At 65.2% G+C, this 17,356-nt stretch carries 13 protein-coding genes; 7 read left to right on the forward strand and 6 right to left on the reverse strand.

Translation table 11 applies throughout. From position 1 onward, the window contains the following. Positions 1-25: 25 nt before the first annotated feature. From ACWA13_RS06205 to ACWA13_RS06215, 3 genes are all read left to right on the forward strand, one after another. Complete coding sequence (locus ACWA13_RS06205) at positions 26-256, forward strand: Trm112 family protein (RefSeq protein ID WP_463937279.1); 231 nt, start codon at positions 26-28, stop codon at positions 254-256. Between the two features lie 47 nt (positions 257-303). Then, a complete protein-coding gene (gene ahcY / locus ACWA13_RS06210; RefSeq protein WP_463937280.1) occupies positions 304-1,791 on the forward strand; it encodes an adenosylhomocysteinase in 1,488 nt (495 codons plus the stop codon). Positions 1,792-1,854: 63 nt separating this feature from the next. After that, positions 1,855-3,093, forward strand: coding sequence for a L,D-transpeptidase (locus tag ACWA13_RS06215; protein WP_463937281.1), 1,239 nt, complete (start codon positions 1,855-1,857; stop codon positions 3,091-3,093). A 3-nt stretch (positions 3,094-3,096) separates the two neighbouring features. Here the strand turns inward: ACWA13_RS06215 and ACWA13_RS06220 are convergent, their stop codons facing one another. After that, positions 3,097-3,897 (reverse strand): RDD family protein, encoded by an 801-nt coding sequence (locus tag ACWA13_RS06220; RefSeq protein ID WP_463937282.1) that lies wholly within the window; start codon positions 3,895-3,897, stop codon positions 3,097-3,099. A 100-nt stretch (positions 3,898-3,997) separates the two neighbouring features. Between ACWA13_RS06220 and ACWA13_RS06225 the strand changes: the two genes are divergently transcribed. Both ACWA13_RS06225 and ACWA13_RS06230 read left to right on the forward strand, forming a co-directional pair. Then, positions 3,998-4,990, forward strand: coding sequence for a stage II sporulation protein M (locus tag ACWA13_RS06225; RefSeq protein WP_463937283.1), 993 nt, complete (start codon positions 3,998-4,000; stop codon positions 4,988-4,990). 138 nt (positions 4,991-5,128) lie between these two features. After that, complete coding sequence (locus ACWA13_RS06230; RefSeq protein ID WP_463937284.1) at positions 5,129-6,274, forward strand: TIGR01906 family membrane protein; 1,146 nt, start codon at positions 5,129-5,131, stop codon at positions 6,272-6,274. A 22-nt stretch (positions 6,275-6,296) separates the two neighbouring features. On the opposite strand, the gene ACWA13_RS06235 is transcribed toward ACWA13_RS06230, so the two are convergent. Both ACWA13_RS06235 and ACWA13_RS06240 read right to left on the reverse strand, forming a co-directional pair. After that, positions 6,297-7,766, reverse strand: coding sequence for an AMP-binding protein (locus tag ACWA13_RS06235; RefSeq protein WP_463937285.1), 1,470 nt, complete (start codon positions 7,764-7,766; stop codon positions 6,297-6,299). Between the two features lie 68 nt (positions 7,767-7,834). Next, positions 7,835-9,607, reverse strand: coding sequence for a dolichyl-phosphate-mannose--protein mannosyltransferase (locus ACWA13_RS06240; protein ID WP_463937286.1), 1,773 nt, complete (start codon positions 9,605-9,607; stop codon positions 7,835-7,837). Positions 9,608-9,808: 201 nt separating this feature from the next. Between ACWA13_RS06240 and rsmI the strand changes: the two genes are divergently transcribed. Together rsmI and ACWA13_RS06250 are read left to right on the forward strand one after the other, a co-directional pair. Next, entirely contained in the window at positions 9,809-10,630 is an 822-nt protein-coding gene (rsmI, locus tag ACWA13_RS06245; RefSeq protein ID WP_463937848.1) for a 16S rRNA (cytidine(1402)-2'-O)-methyltransferase, read from the forward strand. Positions 10,631-10,779: 149 nt separating this feature from the next. Further along, positions 10,780-12,279 (forward strand): NAD-dependent succinate-semialdehyde dehydrogenase, encoded by a 1,500-nt coding sequence (locus ACWA13_RS06250; protein WP_463937287.1) that lies wholly within the window; start codon positions 10,780-10,782, stop codon positions 12,277-12,279. Here ACWA13_RS06250 and ACWA13_RS06255 read toward each other — a convergent pair. The 3 genes from ACWA13_RS06255 to ACWA13_RS06265 are packed head-to-tail and all read right to left on the reverse strand — an operon-like array spanning position 12,276 to position 17,331. After that, positions 12,276-14,807, reverse strand: a complete 2,532-nt coding sequence (locus tag ACWA13_RS06255; RefSeq protein ID WP_463937288.1) for a transglutaminase TgpA family protein — start codon at positions 14,805-14,807, stop codon at positions 12,276-12,278. The genes ACWA13_RS06250 and ACWA13_RS06255 overlap by 4 nt on opposite strands. Further along, positions 14,804-16,210: a DUF58 domain-containing protein gene (locus ACWA13_RS06260; protein ID WP_463937289.1), complete on the reverse strand. Its 1,407-nt coding sequence runs from the start codon at positions 16,208-16,210 to the stop codon at positions 14,804-14,806. The genes ACWA13_RS06255 and ACWA13_RS06260 overlap by 4 nt, the downstream gene beginning before the upstream one ends. An 11-nt stretch (positions 16,211-16,221) precedes the next feature. After that, positions 16,222-17,331, reverse strand: a complete 1,110-nt coding sequence (locus tag ACWA13_RS06265; RefSeq protein WP_463937290.1) for an AAA family ATPase — start codon at positions 17,329-17,331, stop codon at positions 16,222-16,224. Positions 17,332-17,356: the final 25 nt, after the last annotated feature.

Here is a 17,356-nt window from a genome sequence, read left to right on the forward strand (position 1 = left end):
GATGGTCCCCGCAGGAGCAGCAAGCATGCCAAAGATCAGCCCTGAACTGTTGTCCGTCCTTCGATGCCCGGTCACTGCTTCGCCGCTGAAGCAGGAAGGCGACGTCCTGGTCGCAACGAAGGCTGCTGCAGACGGAAGTGTTCCGCAGTACCGGATCGAGGACGGCATCCCCCTTCTCCTCCGGCCCGAACTTCTCCCCGCCGCCACTGCTGCGGCGTCGGACCAGCATGATCCCGCCACGGGCCAGGGCAGCTAGCCTCTGCCCATCCGCGCGTACTTGAATTCATTCAGCAAAGGAACTCCATGACTTTCGATTATAAAGTTGCCGACATCAGCCTCGCGGAGGCCGGCAGGCACCAGATCCGGCTGGCCGAGCACGAGATGCCGGGCCTGATGTCGCTGCGCGCTGAATATGGTGCGGAACAGCCCCTCAAGGGCGCTCGGATTGCAGGATCGTTGCACATGACTGTGCAGACCGCGGTCCTCATCGAGACGCTTACCGCCCTGGGCGCTGAGGTCCGCTGGGCTTCCTGCAACATTTTCTCCACCCAGGACGAAGCCGCTGCAGCAGTCGTCGTGGGAGCGGGCACCGTGGAGAACCCGCTGGGCGTTCCCGTCTTCGCCTGGAAGGGCGAGTCGCTGGAAGAATACTGGTGGACGGCTGAGCAGATCCTGACCTGGCCGGGTGCCGACGCCAACCCTGAGCTCGGCCCCAACATGATCCTTGATGACGGCGGCGATGCCACCATGCTGGTACACAAGGGTGTTGAATTTGAAGCTGCCGGCGCTGTTCCTGCCGTTGACGCTACCGACTCCGAGGAGTACGGAGTCTTTTTGGAACTGCTGCGCCGTTCGCTGGCGTCCGATCCGCAGAAGTGGACGCGCGTTGCGGCTGGAATCAAGGGCATCAGCGAGGAAACGACTACAGGCGTACTGCGCCTGTACCAGCTTGCCGCGCAGGGCAAGCTGCTTTTCCCCGCCATCAACGTCAATGACTCCGTCACCAAGAGCAAGTTCGACAACAAGTACGGCATCCGGCACTCGTTGCCGGACGGCATCAACCGGGCCACGGACGTCCTGATGGGCGGCAAGGTCGCCGTCGTCTGCGGTTACGGCGACGTCGGCAAGGGTGCCGCCGAGGCCCTGCGCGGCCAGGGTTCCCGGGTGATCGTCACCGAGATCGACCCCATCTGCGCCCTGCAGGCTGCGATGGACGGCTACCAGGTGGCCAAGCTGGAGACCGTCCTGGCCACCGGAGACATCTTCATCACCACCACGGGCAACAAAGACGTCATCATGGCCGAACACATGGCCGGGATGAAGAATAAGGCGATCGTGGGCAACATCGGCCACTTCGACAATGAGATCGACATGGCAGGCCTGGCCCGGATTCCGGGGATCCGCAAAGTGGAGATCAAGCCGCAGGTCCACGAGTGGGTCTTCGAATGGGACACCGCCGACGGCGAAGAGGCCCGCTCCATCATCGTGCTTTCCGAGGGCCGCCTGCTGAACCTGGGCAACGCCACGGGTCACCCGTCCTTCGTGATGAGCAACTCGTTCGCCAACCAGACCATTGCCCAGATTGAACTCTGGACCAAGCACGGGCAGACGGAGGAAGAGCGGGAATACCGCAACCAGGTCTACGTCCTGCCCAAGATCCTGGACGAAAAAGTGGCGCGGCTGCACCTCGACGCCCTCGGCGTGGAGCTGACAGAACTGACCAAGGACCAGGCTGAGTACCTGGACGTCGACGTCGCCGGACCCTACAAGTCGGAGCAGTATCGTTACTGAGGTGTGACGGGGACCGCCGCTGGCCTGGCGGACCGGAACGGGTACAAGGCTTAACATTGTTCAATGACGTCTGATTCAAAACCACGCCGTTCCGGTCCCGCAGGGAAGATCGCGCTGATCGTAGCGCTGTGCCTCCTGGCTGCCGGTGGCGGCGTTTTCGCCGCCGTAGCCCCCGGATTTGCCGGTGCCGCGATTGAATCAGAGGCTTCTTCCCCGGTCCGGTCCGAGCCCGGCAAGGCCGCTCCTGTGGTGCCACCGCTGAAGCTGGACGTTGAACCGGCGAACGGTGCCCGGCAGGTCAATCCCGCTGCACCCGTCACCCTCAAAGTAGGTGCAGGCAGCATCGAGAAAGTGACGCTCACCAGCACGGCGGGCGAGACAGTCAAGGGTGAATTCGCTGATGGCGGCAGCAGCTGGAAGACCGTCGATCCCCTGAAGTTCGACGCCGAATACAGCTACAGCTACGTGGTCAAGGACGGCGCCGGCCGGGAAACCAGCGCCACCCATTCCTTCAGCACCGTGGCGTCTACCCACGAAGCGGATGCCATCATCTATCCGCTGGACGGGATGAAGGTCGGCGTGGCCCAGCCACTGCAGATCACGTTCAGCGAACCCGTCCTGAACCGTGACGCCGTCGAAGCGGCCATCAAAATCACCACCACAGCCGGCCAGACCGGCGCCTTCCACTGGTACAGCGACACGATGGTCCGGTACCGTCCGGAGACCTTCTGGGCCGCTAACTCCACCATCACTATGGAGATGCAGTTGTTTGGCGTGGACCTGGGTAACGGCCAGATCGCCAACTTCAACAAGGTGCATACCGTGAACATTGGCGACAAGGTTTCTGCAGTAGCCGACGCCGGAGCCCACACCTTTACGCTCAGCATCAATGACCAGGTGGTCAGGACCCTTCCGGTCAGCATGGGCGACGAACGCTTCCCGTCCGCCAAGGGCTTTGCCGTGTTGATGGAAAAGCGCCGCTACGACCACTTCCGGGCGGACAGCATCGGTCTGTCGCGTGACGACCCCGCCCACTACGGTGAGGTGGACGTCGAATACACCATCCGCCTGTCGCTTAGCGGTGCCTACATCCACCAGGCGCTGGAGTCGGCGTTTCCCTACATCGGGAACAAGAACGTCTCCCACGGTTGCATCGGCTTTTCCCCTGAAGGAGCCGCCTGGGTCTTTGACCGCATGACCACCGGGGACGTGGTGGAAGTGATCAACACCGAAGGTGACTTCGCTGCCTTCGAGGACGGCTTTGGCGACTGGAACATCCCCTGGGCCGAGTACGACAACTGACAATTAATCAGTGAAAGGCAGCCGCCGCAGCCTGGCGCCCAGTTCTTCGCTCCGCTCGTGGTCCCGAAAGAGCCTGGCCGTTTCCCGCCGCCGCCGTTCGGCCAGCACTGCTGCCAGGAAGTCGTGCGGATTGGTTCCGGGCGGGGGGAGCGGCGCAACATAGTGTGAAAGCTCGGTGGCCAGCGAGCGGACAGTCTCCTCGCGGGAGAGCGGCGACATCCTGCTTGCCTGGCGGACGAACATCGCCGCACGCCGGGCGGTCCCGTCTGGCACCCTGCCAATGTCCGCCACAGCGGCCCATTGCCGCAGGTGCGTCGGTACCGTAGCCAGGACAGGCGCTTCGACGGGGACCCGCCGGCGCAGGGAATACGTCCCGGCCATAACGTCTCCCAGCCGTCGGGACTTGTCACTGAAGAGCGCAACCGCGATGGCCAGTCCTCCGAAGGTGGCATAGATCTCGAGGAATCCGGTGAGCCCGCGGATCAGCACGTGACGGAACCGGATGGCCCCGCCGTCGTCCCTGACGATCCGGAGGCCCACCGCGAGTTTCCCCAGGGACAGGCCCCGGGTCAGCGTCTCCACTGCCACGGGGACAATAACCAGGAAGAACACCACGGCCAGGAGCATCAGTGCCTGGATTGCCGCAGGGTCCAGCTCCTGGCCGGCAGACACCACCGTCAGGATGGCAGCGACCAGCAGGACGACGTTGAGGACGACGTCAATCAAGAGTCCCAGAGCCCGGGCACCAAAGGACGCCGGGCGGAGTTCAAGGGCAACCGCCTCACCGGTAATAATTGCGCTCACGTTCTCCCCATTCCCTGCTGTGGGGCCTGTTGAGAGGCCCGAATCCAATCTACGGCACCATTCCTATGGGAGTGCCGGTATTCGGGTCTAGGCTGGAGCCGTGGATATGGATGCCTTCTCAGCCGTGAACTCCGGCACGTGGGCCAGACTGCATACCCTGGCCTACCAGCGCCGGCTCAGCGGTGCTGAGGCTGACGAACTGCTGCACCTCTATCAGGCCACCTCGGCGCACTTATCCCTGGTCCGTTCGCTCGCCCCCGAAAGCGGCTTGTCGGCGTCGTTATCAGCCACCCTCGCCCAGGCGCGCACGCGCTTCACCGGGGCCAGGTCCAATTTCATGGAGGACGTGGCGGGGTTCTTCGCTATCGCGCTTCCGGCGGCGCTCTACCGGCTGCGATGGCTGACCGTCGCCTGTGGACTGGCATTCTGTGCAATTGCCGCAGGTTATGCCTCCTGGGTGGCGGGTTCCCCTGATGTCCTGAGGGCGTTGGCCCCGGCTGACATGCTGCAGCAGTACGTCGAGGAAGATTTCATCAACTACTACTCGGAGAATCCGGCAGCATCATTCGCCGGCGCCGTATGGACCAACAACGCGTGGATCAGCGCCCAGGCAGTCGCGCTGGGAATCACCGGGATCTGGGTGCCGATGATCCTGTTCAGCAACGCCCAGGGCGTGGGAATCGCCGCCGGGGTTTTCGCCGCCGCGGGGAAAAGCGACGTTTTCTACAGTTACATCCTGCCTCACGGACTGATGGAGTTGACAGCCGTTTTCATCGCGTGCGCGGCCGGGCTGCGGATCTTCTGGGCAATGGTCTCCCCGGGACTGAAGACCCGTGGCCAGGCCATCGCGGAGGAAAGTAGAGCCCTGATCACCGTGGCACTTGGACTGGTGCTGATCCTGCTCGTCTCGGGGCTGGTGGAGGGCTTCGTGACTCCGTCGGCGCTTCCGGTGTGGGCAAAAATTGCCATTGGCTCCCTGGTTCTGGCGTCCTACTGGCTGTACGTCCTTGTGCCGGGACGCAGGGCCTTCCTGGCTGGCGCTACCGGAGGCCTTTCCGACGTCGATGCCGGGGCACGGGAGCTCGTCGCCTGAAAGCGGCAGCCACCCGGCGGCAGGTGACGGCATGGCATCCCTGTCCTGTCCGGGCATCAACGGTAGGCTCTAAGGGAGAAAAAGTGGCGTTGCCTGCCTGTGCAGCAACGCAAAAAGCCCGACGGAAGAGACGCTGCAGTGAACGACAAATCCCAGCCGCCAGGCAAACAGCCGGAACCGGTCCTGGACGCCTCGTCCGATCACGACGACGTCGCGTTTGACTGGATGAAGCCAAAAGTGGACACGTCCGTGAAAACCGGGCCGGCCGCCGTCGATCCCGCTCCCACCCGCGCCGACCGCAAAGCTTCGGAAGCCGCCGCCGGAAATTCTGACGCCGCAGAGCCAGGCCGCACCACGTCCGACCCGGCACTGCCCAACGCTGTGAAGTCCGACGGCGCAACAAGCGTTCCGCCCACAGCTCCCGCTGGTGCCCACTTCAGTGAGCCACTGCCCACCTCGGCCCTGCAAATCCGGCCGCCGGAGGCAGAAGTGGAACGGCGCAATGCGGAGCGCGAGAGCGCGGCAAACGCCAAGCCCGTCCTGCCCCGCTTGATGCAGGTCCTGTTGGCCATTTCCTTCCCCGTAATCCTGCTGGTCCTGGCCGTGCGTGCCGTGGCCACGCCACTGTTCCTCTGGGTGGAGTACTACCGCCCGGGCTTCCCGGGTGACGGCTACGGCTTCAACACTGATGACCGCATCACCTACGGGTCGTACGTCGTTGACTACCTCAGCAACTGGGCAGGCCCGCGCTACCTGGGCGAGCTGGTAACTCGAAGCGGTGAGCCTCTGTTCCAGCCAGAGGAAGTCAGCCATATGGCAGACGTCAAACTCGTGTTCCTGGCTGCCTTGGCCGCCGGATTCCTGCTTCTCCTGCTCAGCATCGTGGCCATCGGTTACCTCAAGCGCCGCAGTACGGGGGGAGTCCGGCGTGGCCTGTTCGCCGGATCGATCATCACATTGGTCCTGATCCTGGGTCTTGGCACCCTGGCGGTGCTGGGGTGGCAGCAGTTCTTCACTGAATTCCACCGGCTGTTCTTCGCCAGTGGAACCTGGACCTTCGCCCTTGAGGACACGCTCATCAGGCTGTTCCCCGGCCAGTTCTGGATTGACGCCGGCATAGTCATCGCTGCCTTGGTGCTGGTCACCAGCGCGGTCACCCTGGTTCTCACCTGGCCCACGCGCCGGCGACGGGGCCTGCCGCCGCGCCAGAGTAGAAAGGATAAGAAGGCCGCAGATGCCGCTGGTACTGCTGCAGACGAAACCGAAGCCCGTGAGGCCGGGTAATAACGGCCGTTCGCAGCGAGTCCTAGTTCGGGGGAACTGCGGGCTTTAGTCCTGTGACGGTGAGGTAGCCGTCGCCGTCGAGGCTCCCCAGCTCGCCGGTGCGGAAGAAGCCGTCCGCAAACGCCGCAGCAGTCGCCGCCGCGTTGTCATGGTACCCGCCGAAGACGCCAATGCCTTTGACCAGGATCTCGCCGCTGGCGGTCACCCGCACAGTGGTTCCCGGAACTGGCAGCCCGACGGTTCCAGAGCGTTTCCGGACCAGGGTATTAACGGTGCAGGGCCCGGTGGTTTCATTGCGGCCGTAGCCTTCCAGCACCGGAATTCCGGCCCCGTCGAAGAAGCGGGCTGTGTCCGCGGGCAACCTTCCGCCCGCTGCAAAAAGATAGGCCAGATGTCCCCCGAGAGCCGAGCGCAGCCGCCGGTAGACCGGCCTTTCATAGACGGCGTGACGAAGCGTGAGCAACTTACCAGGACTGCCGGCACCGTTGCCTGGCGCCCCGGCAGCGAGTGAGTATTCGACGGCGGTGCGTGCGGCAGAGTCGAACAGCCGGCTCCGGCCCGCTGTTTCTGCCTGCCGGGCGGCCTCGGCATAAATTGCCTCAACAAGACCAGGACCCGCAGCCAGCAAGCCCGGCTTATAGGATTGCAGGTCGGCCTGCAATTCATTGGCGGTGCTGTGCCCCACCGTGATGCCGGCATTGAGGAAAGTCAGTTGCGCGGACATTGCCAGCGTATTGGCGGCAGGCAGGAAGATCAGTGCACGGCCGCGGGGGTCAAGCAGGATTTCCGGCAGCAGCGGCGCCGTGTTTTTCGCCAGTAAGGAAAGATTTCCGTGGGTGATCCGACAACCCGGGACACCGCCTGACAGAGGCTTCGGCGAGACACCGTGCACAGCACCGTAAACAATCGATGCAACGTCGGCCAGCGTTGCGGTGCTGCGGTAGCGCTCCAGCTCGGCGTCGGAAATGCCGGTCCCTGCAGCGGCGAGGCTGGCTAAATTGGGCGCATCGCCGTCGTAATCCATCCGGACGGTACTGACAATCCGCTCAACCGGCAGATCGGCCGTCCTGAGCACCTCTGCGACCAGTCCTGCCGTGGCGGCGTCCTCCACGAAGATCCGGCGTGCGCCGGAGTCCTGCAGGATCCTCTCGAGCTGCGCGGCCCGCGGTTCCGGATCCCGCGGTTCCGGCTCCAGTGGGACGGTGACACCGCCGGCAAACCACACGGCAAAGTCCACCAATGTGCGCTGATAACTGCTGGCTGACAGGATGGCCACGGGATCACCGGGGCTGATCCCGCCGGCGATGAGGCCCTTGGCCAGGGCGTTGACCTCCAGGACAAACTGCCGGGCGGAAACGTCAGTCCAGCCGGTAGTTCCCTTGCGTGAGTAGAGCGCGTGCGCGGGGTTTCGATCCAGCTGTTCCAGGAGCAGCCCGGTCACGTTGGATCCGGGGTCCAGCTCAACCAGCAGTTCCGTGCTTGCTTCTCTCACGCGGTTCTCCATTCCGCAGCCACGCCGTCCGGCCTGGCTTGGTCGTCAAGGCTTAGGGCAATCCTGCCCTAGATCCAGGAGGGCATCCAGATCCGGAGACGCCAGTCCGTATAGCTGATGACCTCCGCGGTCCAGATTGGATAGAAGAACGCACTCAGCAGCAGTACCCCGGCAAGGAAGACGGCCACCAGGTACAGGCCGGAACGCCACCGCCAGCCGGGGCTGTCCTGCGGGCCAAGTATCAGGCCCACACAGTACGTCAGGGCAAGGATCAGGAATGGTTCGAAGGAAACGGCGTAGAAGAAGAAGGTGGTCCGCTCCGGATACATAAACCATGGCAGGTACCCGGCAGCCATGCCTGCAAGAACGGCCCCCGCACGCCAGTCCCGCCGGCCAGCCCACCAAAAGAGCAGAACTATCAGCGCGATGGTCCCGCTCCACCAGATCAGAGGGTTTCCCACCGAGAGAATGGCCGACGTGCAGTCGGACAGCGTGCAGCCGGGCGTTCCCTCCTTGGGCGACTGGTAGTAGAAAGAGGTGGGCCTGCCCATGACCAGCCACGTCCAAGCGGTGGCTTCATAGGGATGGTCTGAGCTCAGGCCCTGATGAAAGTTGAAGGCCTCAAGGTGGTAGTGGAACCAGGACCGCAGGGAGTCCGGCAACCAGCCCCATTCCCCGGACGGGTTGGTTTGAGCCCAGTTGCGGTAATAGGCGTCGGTGGATCGGAACCAGCCCGCCCATCCAGCGGTATATGCCAGTGCGGCCACCGGAACCACGGACATGAAGGCCGGCAGCCCATCCTTGATGACCGCTCCAATGAACCAGTTCCGGATGCCGGCAACCCGGCGGGCACTGAGGTCCCAGCAGACTGTAAGGATGCCGAAAACCGCAAGGAAGAACAGTGCCGACCACTTGGTTCCCACGGCGAGCCCCAGGCATACGCCGGCGAGGACCCGCCACCAGCGGATGCCCAGCCAGGGGCCGGTAAGCAACTGCAGGGGAGTCGGTAATCCGGTAGGAGAGGCAAGGCCCTGCCGCGCGAGCCGGTCCGCCAGGCGGTCCCTGCCGTCGTCACGGTCCAGCAGGAGGGCGCCGAAGGCGGCCAGCACCCAGAACATCAGGAAAATATCCAACAGCGAGGTGCGGGACAGCACCAGGTGGTGGCCGTCCACGGCCAGCAGCAGGCCCGCCACAGCGCCGAGGGTTATGGAAGAGAACAGCTTCTGCGCGATCAACGCCACCAACAGCACCGACAATGTCCCGGTGAGCGCGGCTGCAAAACGCCAGCCGAAGGCATTGTCTGCGCCGAAGAGCCACATTCCGGCAGCGATCATCCATTTGCCAACCGGCGGATGAACCACGTACTCGGGCGTGTCCAGCAGCACGCCGGGGTTGCCGGCATTGAAGGCATCGTTGGCCTTCTCCGGCCAGTTCCGCTCATAGCCGGCCACCAGGTAGGAGTATCCGTCTTTGACGTAGTAGGTCTCGTCGAACACCAGGGTGTTAGGTTCACCCAGCCTGACGAATCGCAGGACGCCGGCCAACGCGGCGGTAAGGGCCGGTGCCAGCCAATACCACAGGCGCAACGACGGCGGGTAGTCCCGCCAGCTCCGGATACTGCCGCTCAGCCGCTCGAGCAGGGCCCCGGCGGTGAAGGCCGTACCGGGGTCCAGGATCCATCCTGAGGCCGGCCCGGTACCGCCGGCCTGGGGCCCTGAGCCAGCGGGATGGTTTACGGCCGCTGAGGTGTCCGGAACTGCAGGACCGCCGGCAGCCGTGCCGGCGGTGGACTTCCCACCGCCGGCACTGCCGGGCGCATTCGCCTCCGAGGTCTGGGTCACCCGCCCATGCTACCTTTTGCGGACCTGTTGCCCCGGCAGGACTAGTGTGGACGTGTGCACCGCAACTCCAACTCAGAACATGCCGGCCCTGATTCCGCTCCGGCCACCCCCGAAGACGGCCTCCAGCGCGAACACGACGTCCAGCGCGAAGACGACGCCCACGCAGTTCCGCAGACGGCCGTTCAAGGCGGACCTGGCCGGATCGTGCTGGCCGCCACCCCCATCGGCAACACAGGGGACGCCTCAGCCCGCCTGGTAGAACTGCTGGCCACGGCGGACATTGTTGCGGCCGAGGACACCCGGCGCCTGCACCGGTTGGTCCAAACCCTGGGCGTGACGGTGGCCGGCCGGATTGTGAGTTACCACGAACACAACGAAGCCGCCAAGACCGGTGAACTGCTGGATCAGGTCCGCGAGGGCAAAACACTGGTGATGGTGACCGACGCCGGAATGCCAGCCGTGTCGGATCCGGGCTTCCGGCTCGTGGAAGGTGCCGTGGCGGCCGGGCTGAAAGTCACCGCAGTGCCTGGCCCCTCGGCGGTGTTGACAGCGTTGGCACTTTCCGGGCTTCCCACCGACCGGTTCTGCTTCGAAGGATTCCTGCCCCGCAAGGCCGGCGAGCGCGCAGGCCGGCTGGCTGAGCTTGATGCAGAACGCCGCACTATGGTGTTCTTTGAGGCTCCGCACCGGCTGGAGCCCATGCTGCGCGCCCTCCGTGAACGCTTCGGACCGGACCGCAGGATTGCCGTCTGCCGTGAACTGACCAAGACCTACGAAGAAGTACTGCGCGGCACTTTGGCCGAACTCCTGGACTGGGCCGAGAACAATGAAGTCCGCGGTGAAATAGCTGTTGTGGTAGGCGGCGCCCCAGAACGGGAACCCGGAACTCCGGAGGACCATGTGGCTGCCGTCAACGAGCTGGTAGCGAAGGGCGTACGGCTCAAGGAAGCCGTAGCCACCATCGCCGAGGACGTCCGGGTCAGCAAGCGGGAGCTCTATTCGGCAGTCCTCGCCGCGCGCTGACCTGCTGTGCGATTGCACAGTCGTTGGGGTCACCCATGGTGCGTGCAGGCGTAGACCCTGCTGGAACGGCCGCAGTACTGTGGCACTAAATCCACCCGGCACAGCGTGAAGAAGCCGGGTAGCCAGTCGATTCCAATGAGGGAGTAACCGTGACCGAGACTGCCACCCCTACTGTCAGTGCGGACCGCGAAAGCGAGCTGCTTGCCTCCGTGCCCACCGGCCTTCTTATCGATGGCAAGTGGCGGCCCGCGGCGTCAGGCAAGACGTTCGACGTCGAGGATCCCTCCACTGGCAAGGTACTGCTCAGCATTGCCGACGCCGGTCCCGAAGACGGTGCCGCGGCACTGGATGCCGCCGCTGCCGCGCAGGAGTCCTGGGCGAAGGTACCGTCCCGCGAGCGCGGTGAAATCCTGCGCCGCGCCTTTGAGATGATTACCGCCAGGGCTGAGGACTTCGCCCTGCTGATGACCCTGGAGATGGGCAAGCCGCTGGCAGAGGCCCGCGGTGAAGTGACATACGGTGCGGAATTCCTGCGCTGGTTCTCCGAAGAAGCCGTGCGTGCCTTTGGCCGGTACTCGGTCTCGCCGGATGGCAAGTCCCGCCTGTTGGTCACCAAGAAGCCGGTGGGCCCGTGCCTGCTGATCACACCCTGGAACTTTCCGCTGGCCATGGCCACCCGCAAGGTGGCCCCCGCCGTTGCCGCAGGCTGCACCATGGTGCTGAAGTCTGCGAACCTCACCCCGCTCACCTCGCAGCTGTTCGCTGCCGTGATGCAGGAAGCGGGTTTGCCGGCCGGTGTCCTGAACCTGATTCCCACCTCCACCGCAGGCGCCACCACCGGGCCGCTGATCAAGGACACCCGGCTTCGGAAGCTGTCCTTCACCGGTTCCACCGAAGTGGGCCGGCGGCTGATCGCAGACGCCGCAGAGACGGTGCTGCGGACATCGATGGAGCTCGGTGGAAACGCGCCGTTCGTGGTGTTCGAGGACGCCGATCTTGATGCCGCCGTTGCCGGTGCGATGCTGGCCAAGCTGCGCAACATGGGAGAGGCCTGCACCGCCGCCAACCGGTTCATTGTCCACGAGTCCATAGCGGCCGAATTCGCGGAGAAATTCGCTGCGAAGATGAAGGACATGACCACCGCCCGCGGCACCGAGCCCGAGTCCAAGGTGGGCCCGCTGATCGATGCCAAGAGCCGTAACAAGGTCCACGAACTGGTCAGTGACGCGATTGCCAACGGTGCCGTGGCGGTCACCGGCGGCGGACCCGTGGACGGCCCCGGATATTTCTATCAGCCCACAGTGCTCAAGGGCGTCACCGAAGGCACCCGGATCCTGTCCGAAGAAATCTTCGGGCCGGTTGCGCCGGTGATCACGTTCGGCACCGAGGATGAGGCGGTGCGCCTGGCCAACAACACCGAATACGGCCTGGTGGCCTACGTCTTCACCAAGGACCTCAACAGGGGTATCCGGATGGGTGAACGGCTGGAAACGGGCATGATGGGCCTGAACGCCGGCGTCATTTCCAACGCCGCGGCGCCCTTCGGCGGCGTCAAGCAGTCCGGACTGGGGCGCGAAGGCGGCCTCGAAGGCATCGAGGAATACCTCTACACCCAGTACATCGGCATTGCCGACCCCTACGCCGGCTAGCCCTGACGCAGGCGCCGCAGGCCGTCGCGCGTTCCTTCCCAGGAACGCACGGCGGCCTTTGCCGTCAGGCGGACCAGGGCTGCAGTGCCGTGCAACGGGGCGGCGGCGAACTGCCCCAGCCTGCCCATGATCGACGGCGGCACCCACTCGGCACGCAGCCGGGCCGCCTTGCGGGCGTTGGCACGCATGGTGTCCTGGACGGCCGCGATTGTTCCTGCTGTCCGCCTGGCCGCGGCCTCCCCGGCAGAAAGACCCGTCCCCTGGCTGGCGGTCCCGTCGGGATCAGATGCGGGCCGGCCATAGATGGTTGCCTCATACGCGCTGGTGAGGGCAAGCACGGCCTGGTGCCCGGCGTCATCCAATCCGCCTGGTTCGCCCAGTGCACCGGAGCTGCGGAGCCTGGCGGAGTAGTTCCGGGGCGTTTCGCTGGATTGCGGTGGCACGCCATAGTCCGTGCCGAGGTCCTCAAGTTCGGACCAGGCAGCGGTGGTCCCGGCCGCGGGACCGTAACGACCCGCGCGCAGCCGCGATGAACGCAGTGCCCCGCGTGCTGCCCGTGGTGCGGCTGCGAGGAGCAGGATACCCATGGTGCCGGCCAGTGCCGCGAGCCACGGCCTGATGCCAGGACCTTCGTCAGCCACGGAACCGCCGCCACCGGGGAGCGGAAGAGCTGAGGCGCCCGGGGCGGGGACAGGGACTGCGGGCGTGGGGGCCACCAGGGCTTCGTCGTCCTCCAGCGACTGGGGAGAGCCCGGCGCGGCGGAGCTGGACGAGGCATAGGGAGGCAGGACCCCGCGGGACGGGGTGGGCTCGAACGGCACCCAGCCCAGGCCCTCGAAGTACAACTCCGGCCAGGCATGGGCGTCGCGGGCGTCTACCTCATATTGTGCAATGCCCTCCAGTCCTGCCACCGTCATGGTTTCGCCGGTCAACCGACCGGGGGCGTAACCTACCGCGATCCGGCTCGGGATGCCCTGGACGCGGGCCATCACTGCCATGGCCGAGGAAAAGTGGACGCAGTAGCCGCTTTTTTGGCCGAGGAAGTCCGCGAGTACGGACAGGCCGTTGCCGTCATATCCCGCCCGTGCCGGGGTGTCCAGCGAATAGGTGAAGTCGCCCGACCTCAGATAGCTCTGGATGGCAAGGGCCTTGGCATATGGATTGGCGGTGGAGCCGGCCACTAAATCGGCAGTGGAGCGTACGATGTCCGGGACCTCGGCCGGGACGTTCGTGAAATCCGGGGAGATGCCTTCCTGCGGTCGGGTGGAGCGCGCCAGCAGCTCGGCCGTAATCTGCGGGACAGATGAGACCACCGTGTATTCCTGGCCGCGGGTAGTGGTGTCGGAACTCCTGATGCTCAGCGTCGTCGGGTCCCAGCCCCACTGCCCGGTGAGTCCTTCAACCGACTCCGGTGCATAGGGAACCGGAAGGTAGGGGCTGGAGAAGTTGCCGGGATTAATCTCGGTGACGTTGCGCTGAAGCTCCTCCGGCACGGCAGTCCTTTGCCGGATCTGCGAGGTACCGGGCTGCCTGGCGGCGGTACGGTCGTCAGGCCCCCAGGATTCGCCGGAAAAATTGTCGATCGTTACTGAGCGCAGGTACGGCGGACTTGAGGCCGTGGTCCCATAAGTGATCCGGCCGCTGCCGCTGGGAGCGCGGAGGCTGTTGCCGAGGGTGATCATCGGATTGAGGCCGTTGCCGGTGCCCCAGGCATTCATCCGTGAGCCTTGCGGGAAGGTACCTCGGTCGAAGCCGGGAATGGCGATCGGCAGGACGAGCGTTGCTGCCAGCGCTGCAGCTCCGGTAAGCACCGCCCGCCGTGACTGCCCGGGATTTCGGGTGGTGTCCACCGCCCCCCGGGCACCGGCGTCGAACCACTGGCTGCAGGACAGGATCACGAGGTAGCCAACCGTGGCCAGCAGGAAAGCCGGCCAGCCCACGCTCTGCGGTTTAAGCATGGCGGGCACTACCAGGATGGCCAGCAGTGCGATTCCGCTGGTGGCGGGCATGCCCAGCGGGACGGCAAGGGCGTCGATCAGGATTACCAGGATGCCGACGGCGGCACATGCAAGCATCACTATGCCGGCGTTGGGTGCCACCGGTGCGCTCTCGGACAAGATGGTCTCGCTGGCACGCTGCAGGAAGCTATCCAATGCCGACAGGGTCCCGCCGGTAGGGACAAATCCCGCGAAGGCCGTGCCGCGGAAGAACGTGAGGGTCAGGACGGCAATGAGGGCAGCGACACCGCCGGCTGTGACCACGAGCGGGCGGGCCCGCAGTGATCGCAGGGTGGCCATGGCCACGCTGACGACCAGGATAGTGGTCAGCAATGGCAGATACCAGGCCCAGCCCCGCATCACGCCATTGAGGGAAAGAGACGCCCCTGCCGTGGCCACCACAATGCCGGCCGCCATAATCCATGGCTGGTACCCGACACGGGGCCCGGCAGGCCGTGCGGGCCCCACCGTTTTTTGCGGCTCCTGCGGGGCCGCTGGCGAGTTCCGGGAACGTTCCGGGGCGAGGGTCATCTGGTCACCTCCGCACCACGGCGGACGTCCACGGCAGCGGGAGCCGCGGAACTGCCGGGTACGTCGTCGTCGAAATTCCTCCACGCGTCCTGGACCTGGGTGGAGGGCTGGAGGGCTACTGCCTTCCAGCCGCCCAGCCGGAGCGCTTCCAGGGCTTCTTCGCAGTCGTCGGGGTTTTCCGTGATGAGCATGGCAAATGCGTTGGCCCCATAGCCCGCTCCGGCGGCCAACGACCGTGCCTCGGCGAGCGAAATCCTGCCCAGAATGGCAACGAGTGGTCCCCTCATGCGGTGAGCGGAGAGCTTGTCCATCAGCTGATCGGTGAAGGCGGCGGGCCCGTGCTCGTGGCCGGCCGGGGCTTCCCGCAGGCCTGGCCGGTGATGACCGGCGAGGCCGGGCCGGTGATGACCGCTAAGCCCGATGGCAGCAAGGCTTTCTGCGATGCTCTGCAGCCCCGCGACGCCGGAAAACTCTTCAAGCTCCGGCTCGGGAGCCGACGGCGAGCGGCGGAACGCTGGCTCTCCGACGGGATCCAGGCAACGCAGGGCATAGCTCCTATCCATCAAGTGGGCGGAGATGGACATGGCGGCCACGACAACCCACTCGAAGCAGCGGCTGCTTACGGGCTGGTCCGGTTCTGACAGGCCTGCGGCCGGACCGTCGGGAAACGCTGCCAGCCGCTGGTCCAGGATAATGGTGGCCTCCGGGGTGGTAACCGACTCCTCCTGCCGCACCATCAGCGTTCCGTGCCGCGCTGTTGCTGCCCAGTGAACCCGGCGCATGGCGTCACCATGGCGGTACTCCCTGGTCATGACGTCGTCTTCGCTGGGATTGGCCCGGATCCTGGTGGCCGTCACGCCGTCGTTCCCGCGGGCCCCCGCCAACCCCGTGGGCGGAAGTTCGACGGCGGCGGGCGTTACGGTGAGGGTGTCGCCGTCGTCAATGGCGTGGCGGTGCAGCGATAAGCCGAAGGGGTCCGTGAACTCGGCGGTCACCGGGCCGATCACATACTGCCCCCGCCGTGTGGACCGGAGGTGGTACTCGTAGCGGCTGCTGCCGCCGGAAGCGGACCGGGCAGGGAAACGGAACGCCGGTGACTGGCCGAAGCGGGGCGGCAGTTTCTCCTCCATCAGCGTGTGACCGGATCCGTTGCCGGACTTGGCCACAGCGAGCTTCACAGTGGTGGTGGCGCCTGTCTCCACACTCTCCGGATCGAATTCACGGTACACACTGAAAGAGGGCTTCAGGAGCCGGACACCGGCCAGCGAGATGAGCGGAAGCACCACCAGCAGCACAGCAAGTGTCAGCAGGTCCCGGCGGCCCATGATGCCGGCCGCGAGCAGGCAGGTGGCGCCGGCCAGCAGCAACCCCCAACCCCGCCGCGTAAACAAATGGCGTCGCATGATGGGCCCTCCTAGCGGCCCCGGCCGGCCACGGCTCCCGCGCCATTGGGAGCACGCTGGGCCTCCTGATCTACCGGCAGCCGGGCAATGATGTCGCGGATCACGCCGGCAGGGGTATCGCCTGCGCTCGCCGCCTTGCGGTCAAGGATGATGCGGTGTGAGAGCACGGACGCGGCAACGGAAACCACGTCGTCGGGGAGCACGAAGCTCCGGCCGTCCAGGGCGGCCGTTGCCTTCGCCGCGCGCAGCAGCTGAAGCAGGGATCGGGGAGAGGCGCCCAGGCGCAGCAACGGCGAGGTTCGGGTGGCCTGGCCCAACGCGACTGTGTACTCCTTAACCGCCTGCGAGACGTAGACGTGCTGGACGGCCACGATCATGGCGGCGACATCGGCGGCGCTGACGACAGGACTGATGCCAGTCAGCGGGGAAGTGGACTGATGGGTCTCCAGCATTTCGATCTCGGCCGCCATATCCGGGTAGCCCATCGAGATCCGGGCCATAAAACGGTCCCGCTGTGCTTCAGGCAGAGGGTAGGTGCCTTCCATCTCGATTGGATTCTGGGTGGCCACTACCATGAATGGCTCGTCAAGTTTGAAGGAGTGGCCGTCCACGGTGACCTGGTGCTCCTCCATGCACTCGAGCAGGGCGGACTGGGTCTTGGCAGAGGCGCGGTTGATTTCGTCACCTATGACGATGTTCGCGAAGACAGCGCCTGGCCGGAACTCGAACGCGCGGGACGACTGGTTGTAGATGGACACACCCGTAACGTCCGAGGGAAGGAGGTCCGGGGTGAACTGGATGCGGCTTACCGAACAATCGATGGTGCGGGCGAGGGTCTTGGCCAGCAAAGTCTTACCGACTCCGGGCACGTCCTCCACCAACAGGTGGCCCTGTGCCAGGAGGACTGTCAGCGCCAGGCGGGCTGCGTCCGCTTTGCCATCAATCACGGTGCCGATGGCTGTAAGGATCCGTTGGCTCGCATCGTGGAACGCTTCGGCTTCCATGGCCTGGACAGGGGCGTGCGCCACTGTTGCCTGCGGCGCCCGGGCCTGGTGGCCGTTGCTGCGCGCGCGTTCCTCTGCCGGGGAAGATTCGACCGTGATTCCTTGGTGCGCGTCCATCCGTAACCTTTCATCCCTGCAAGCG

The organism is Pseudarthrobacter sp. TRD_SC_9 (genome assembly GCF_055361265.1).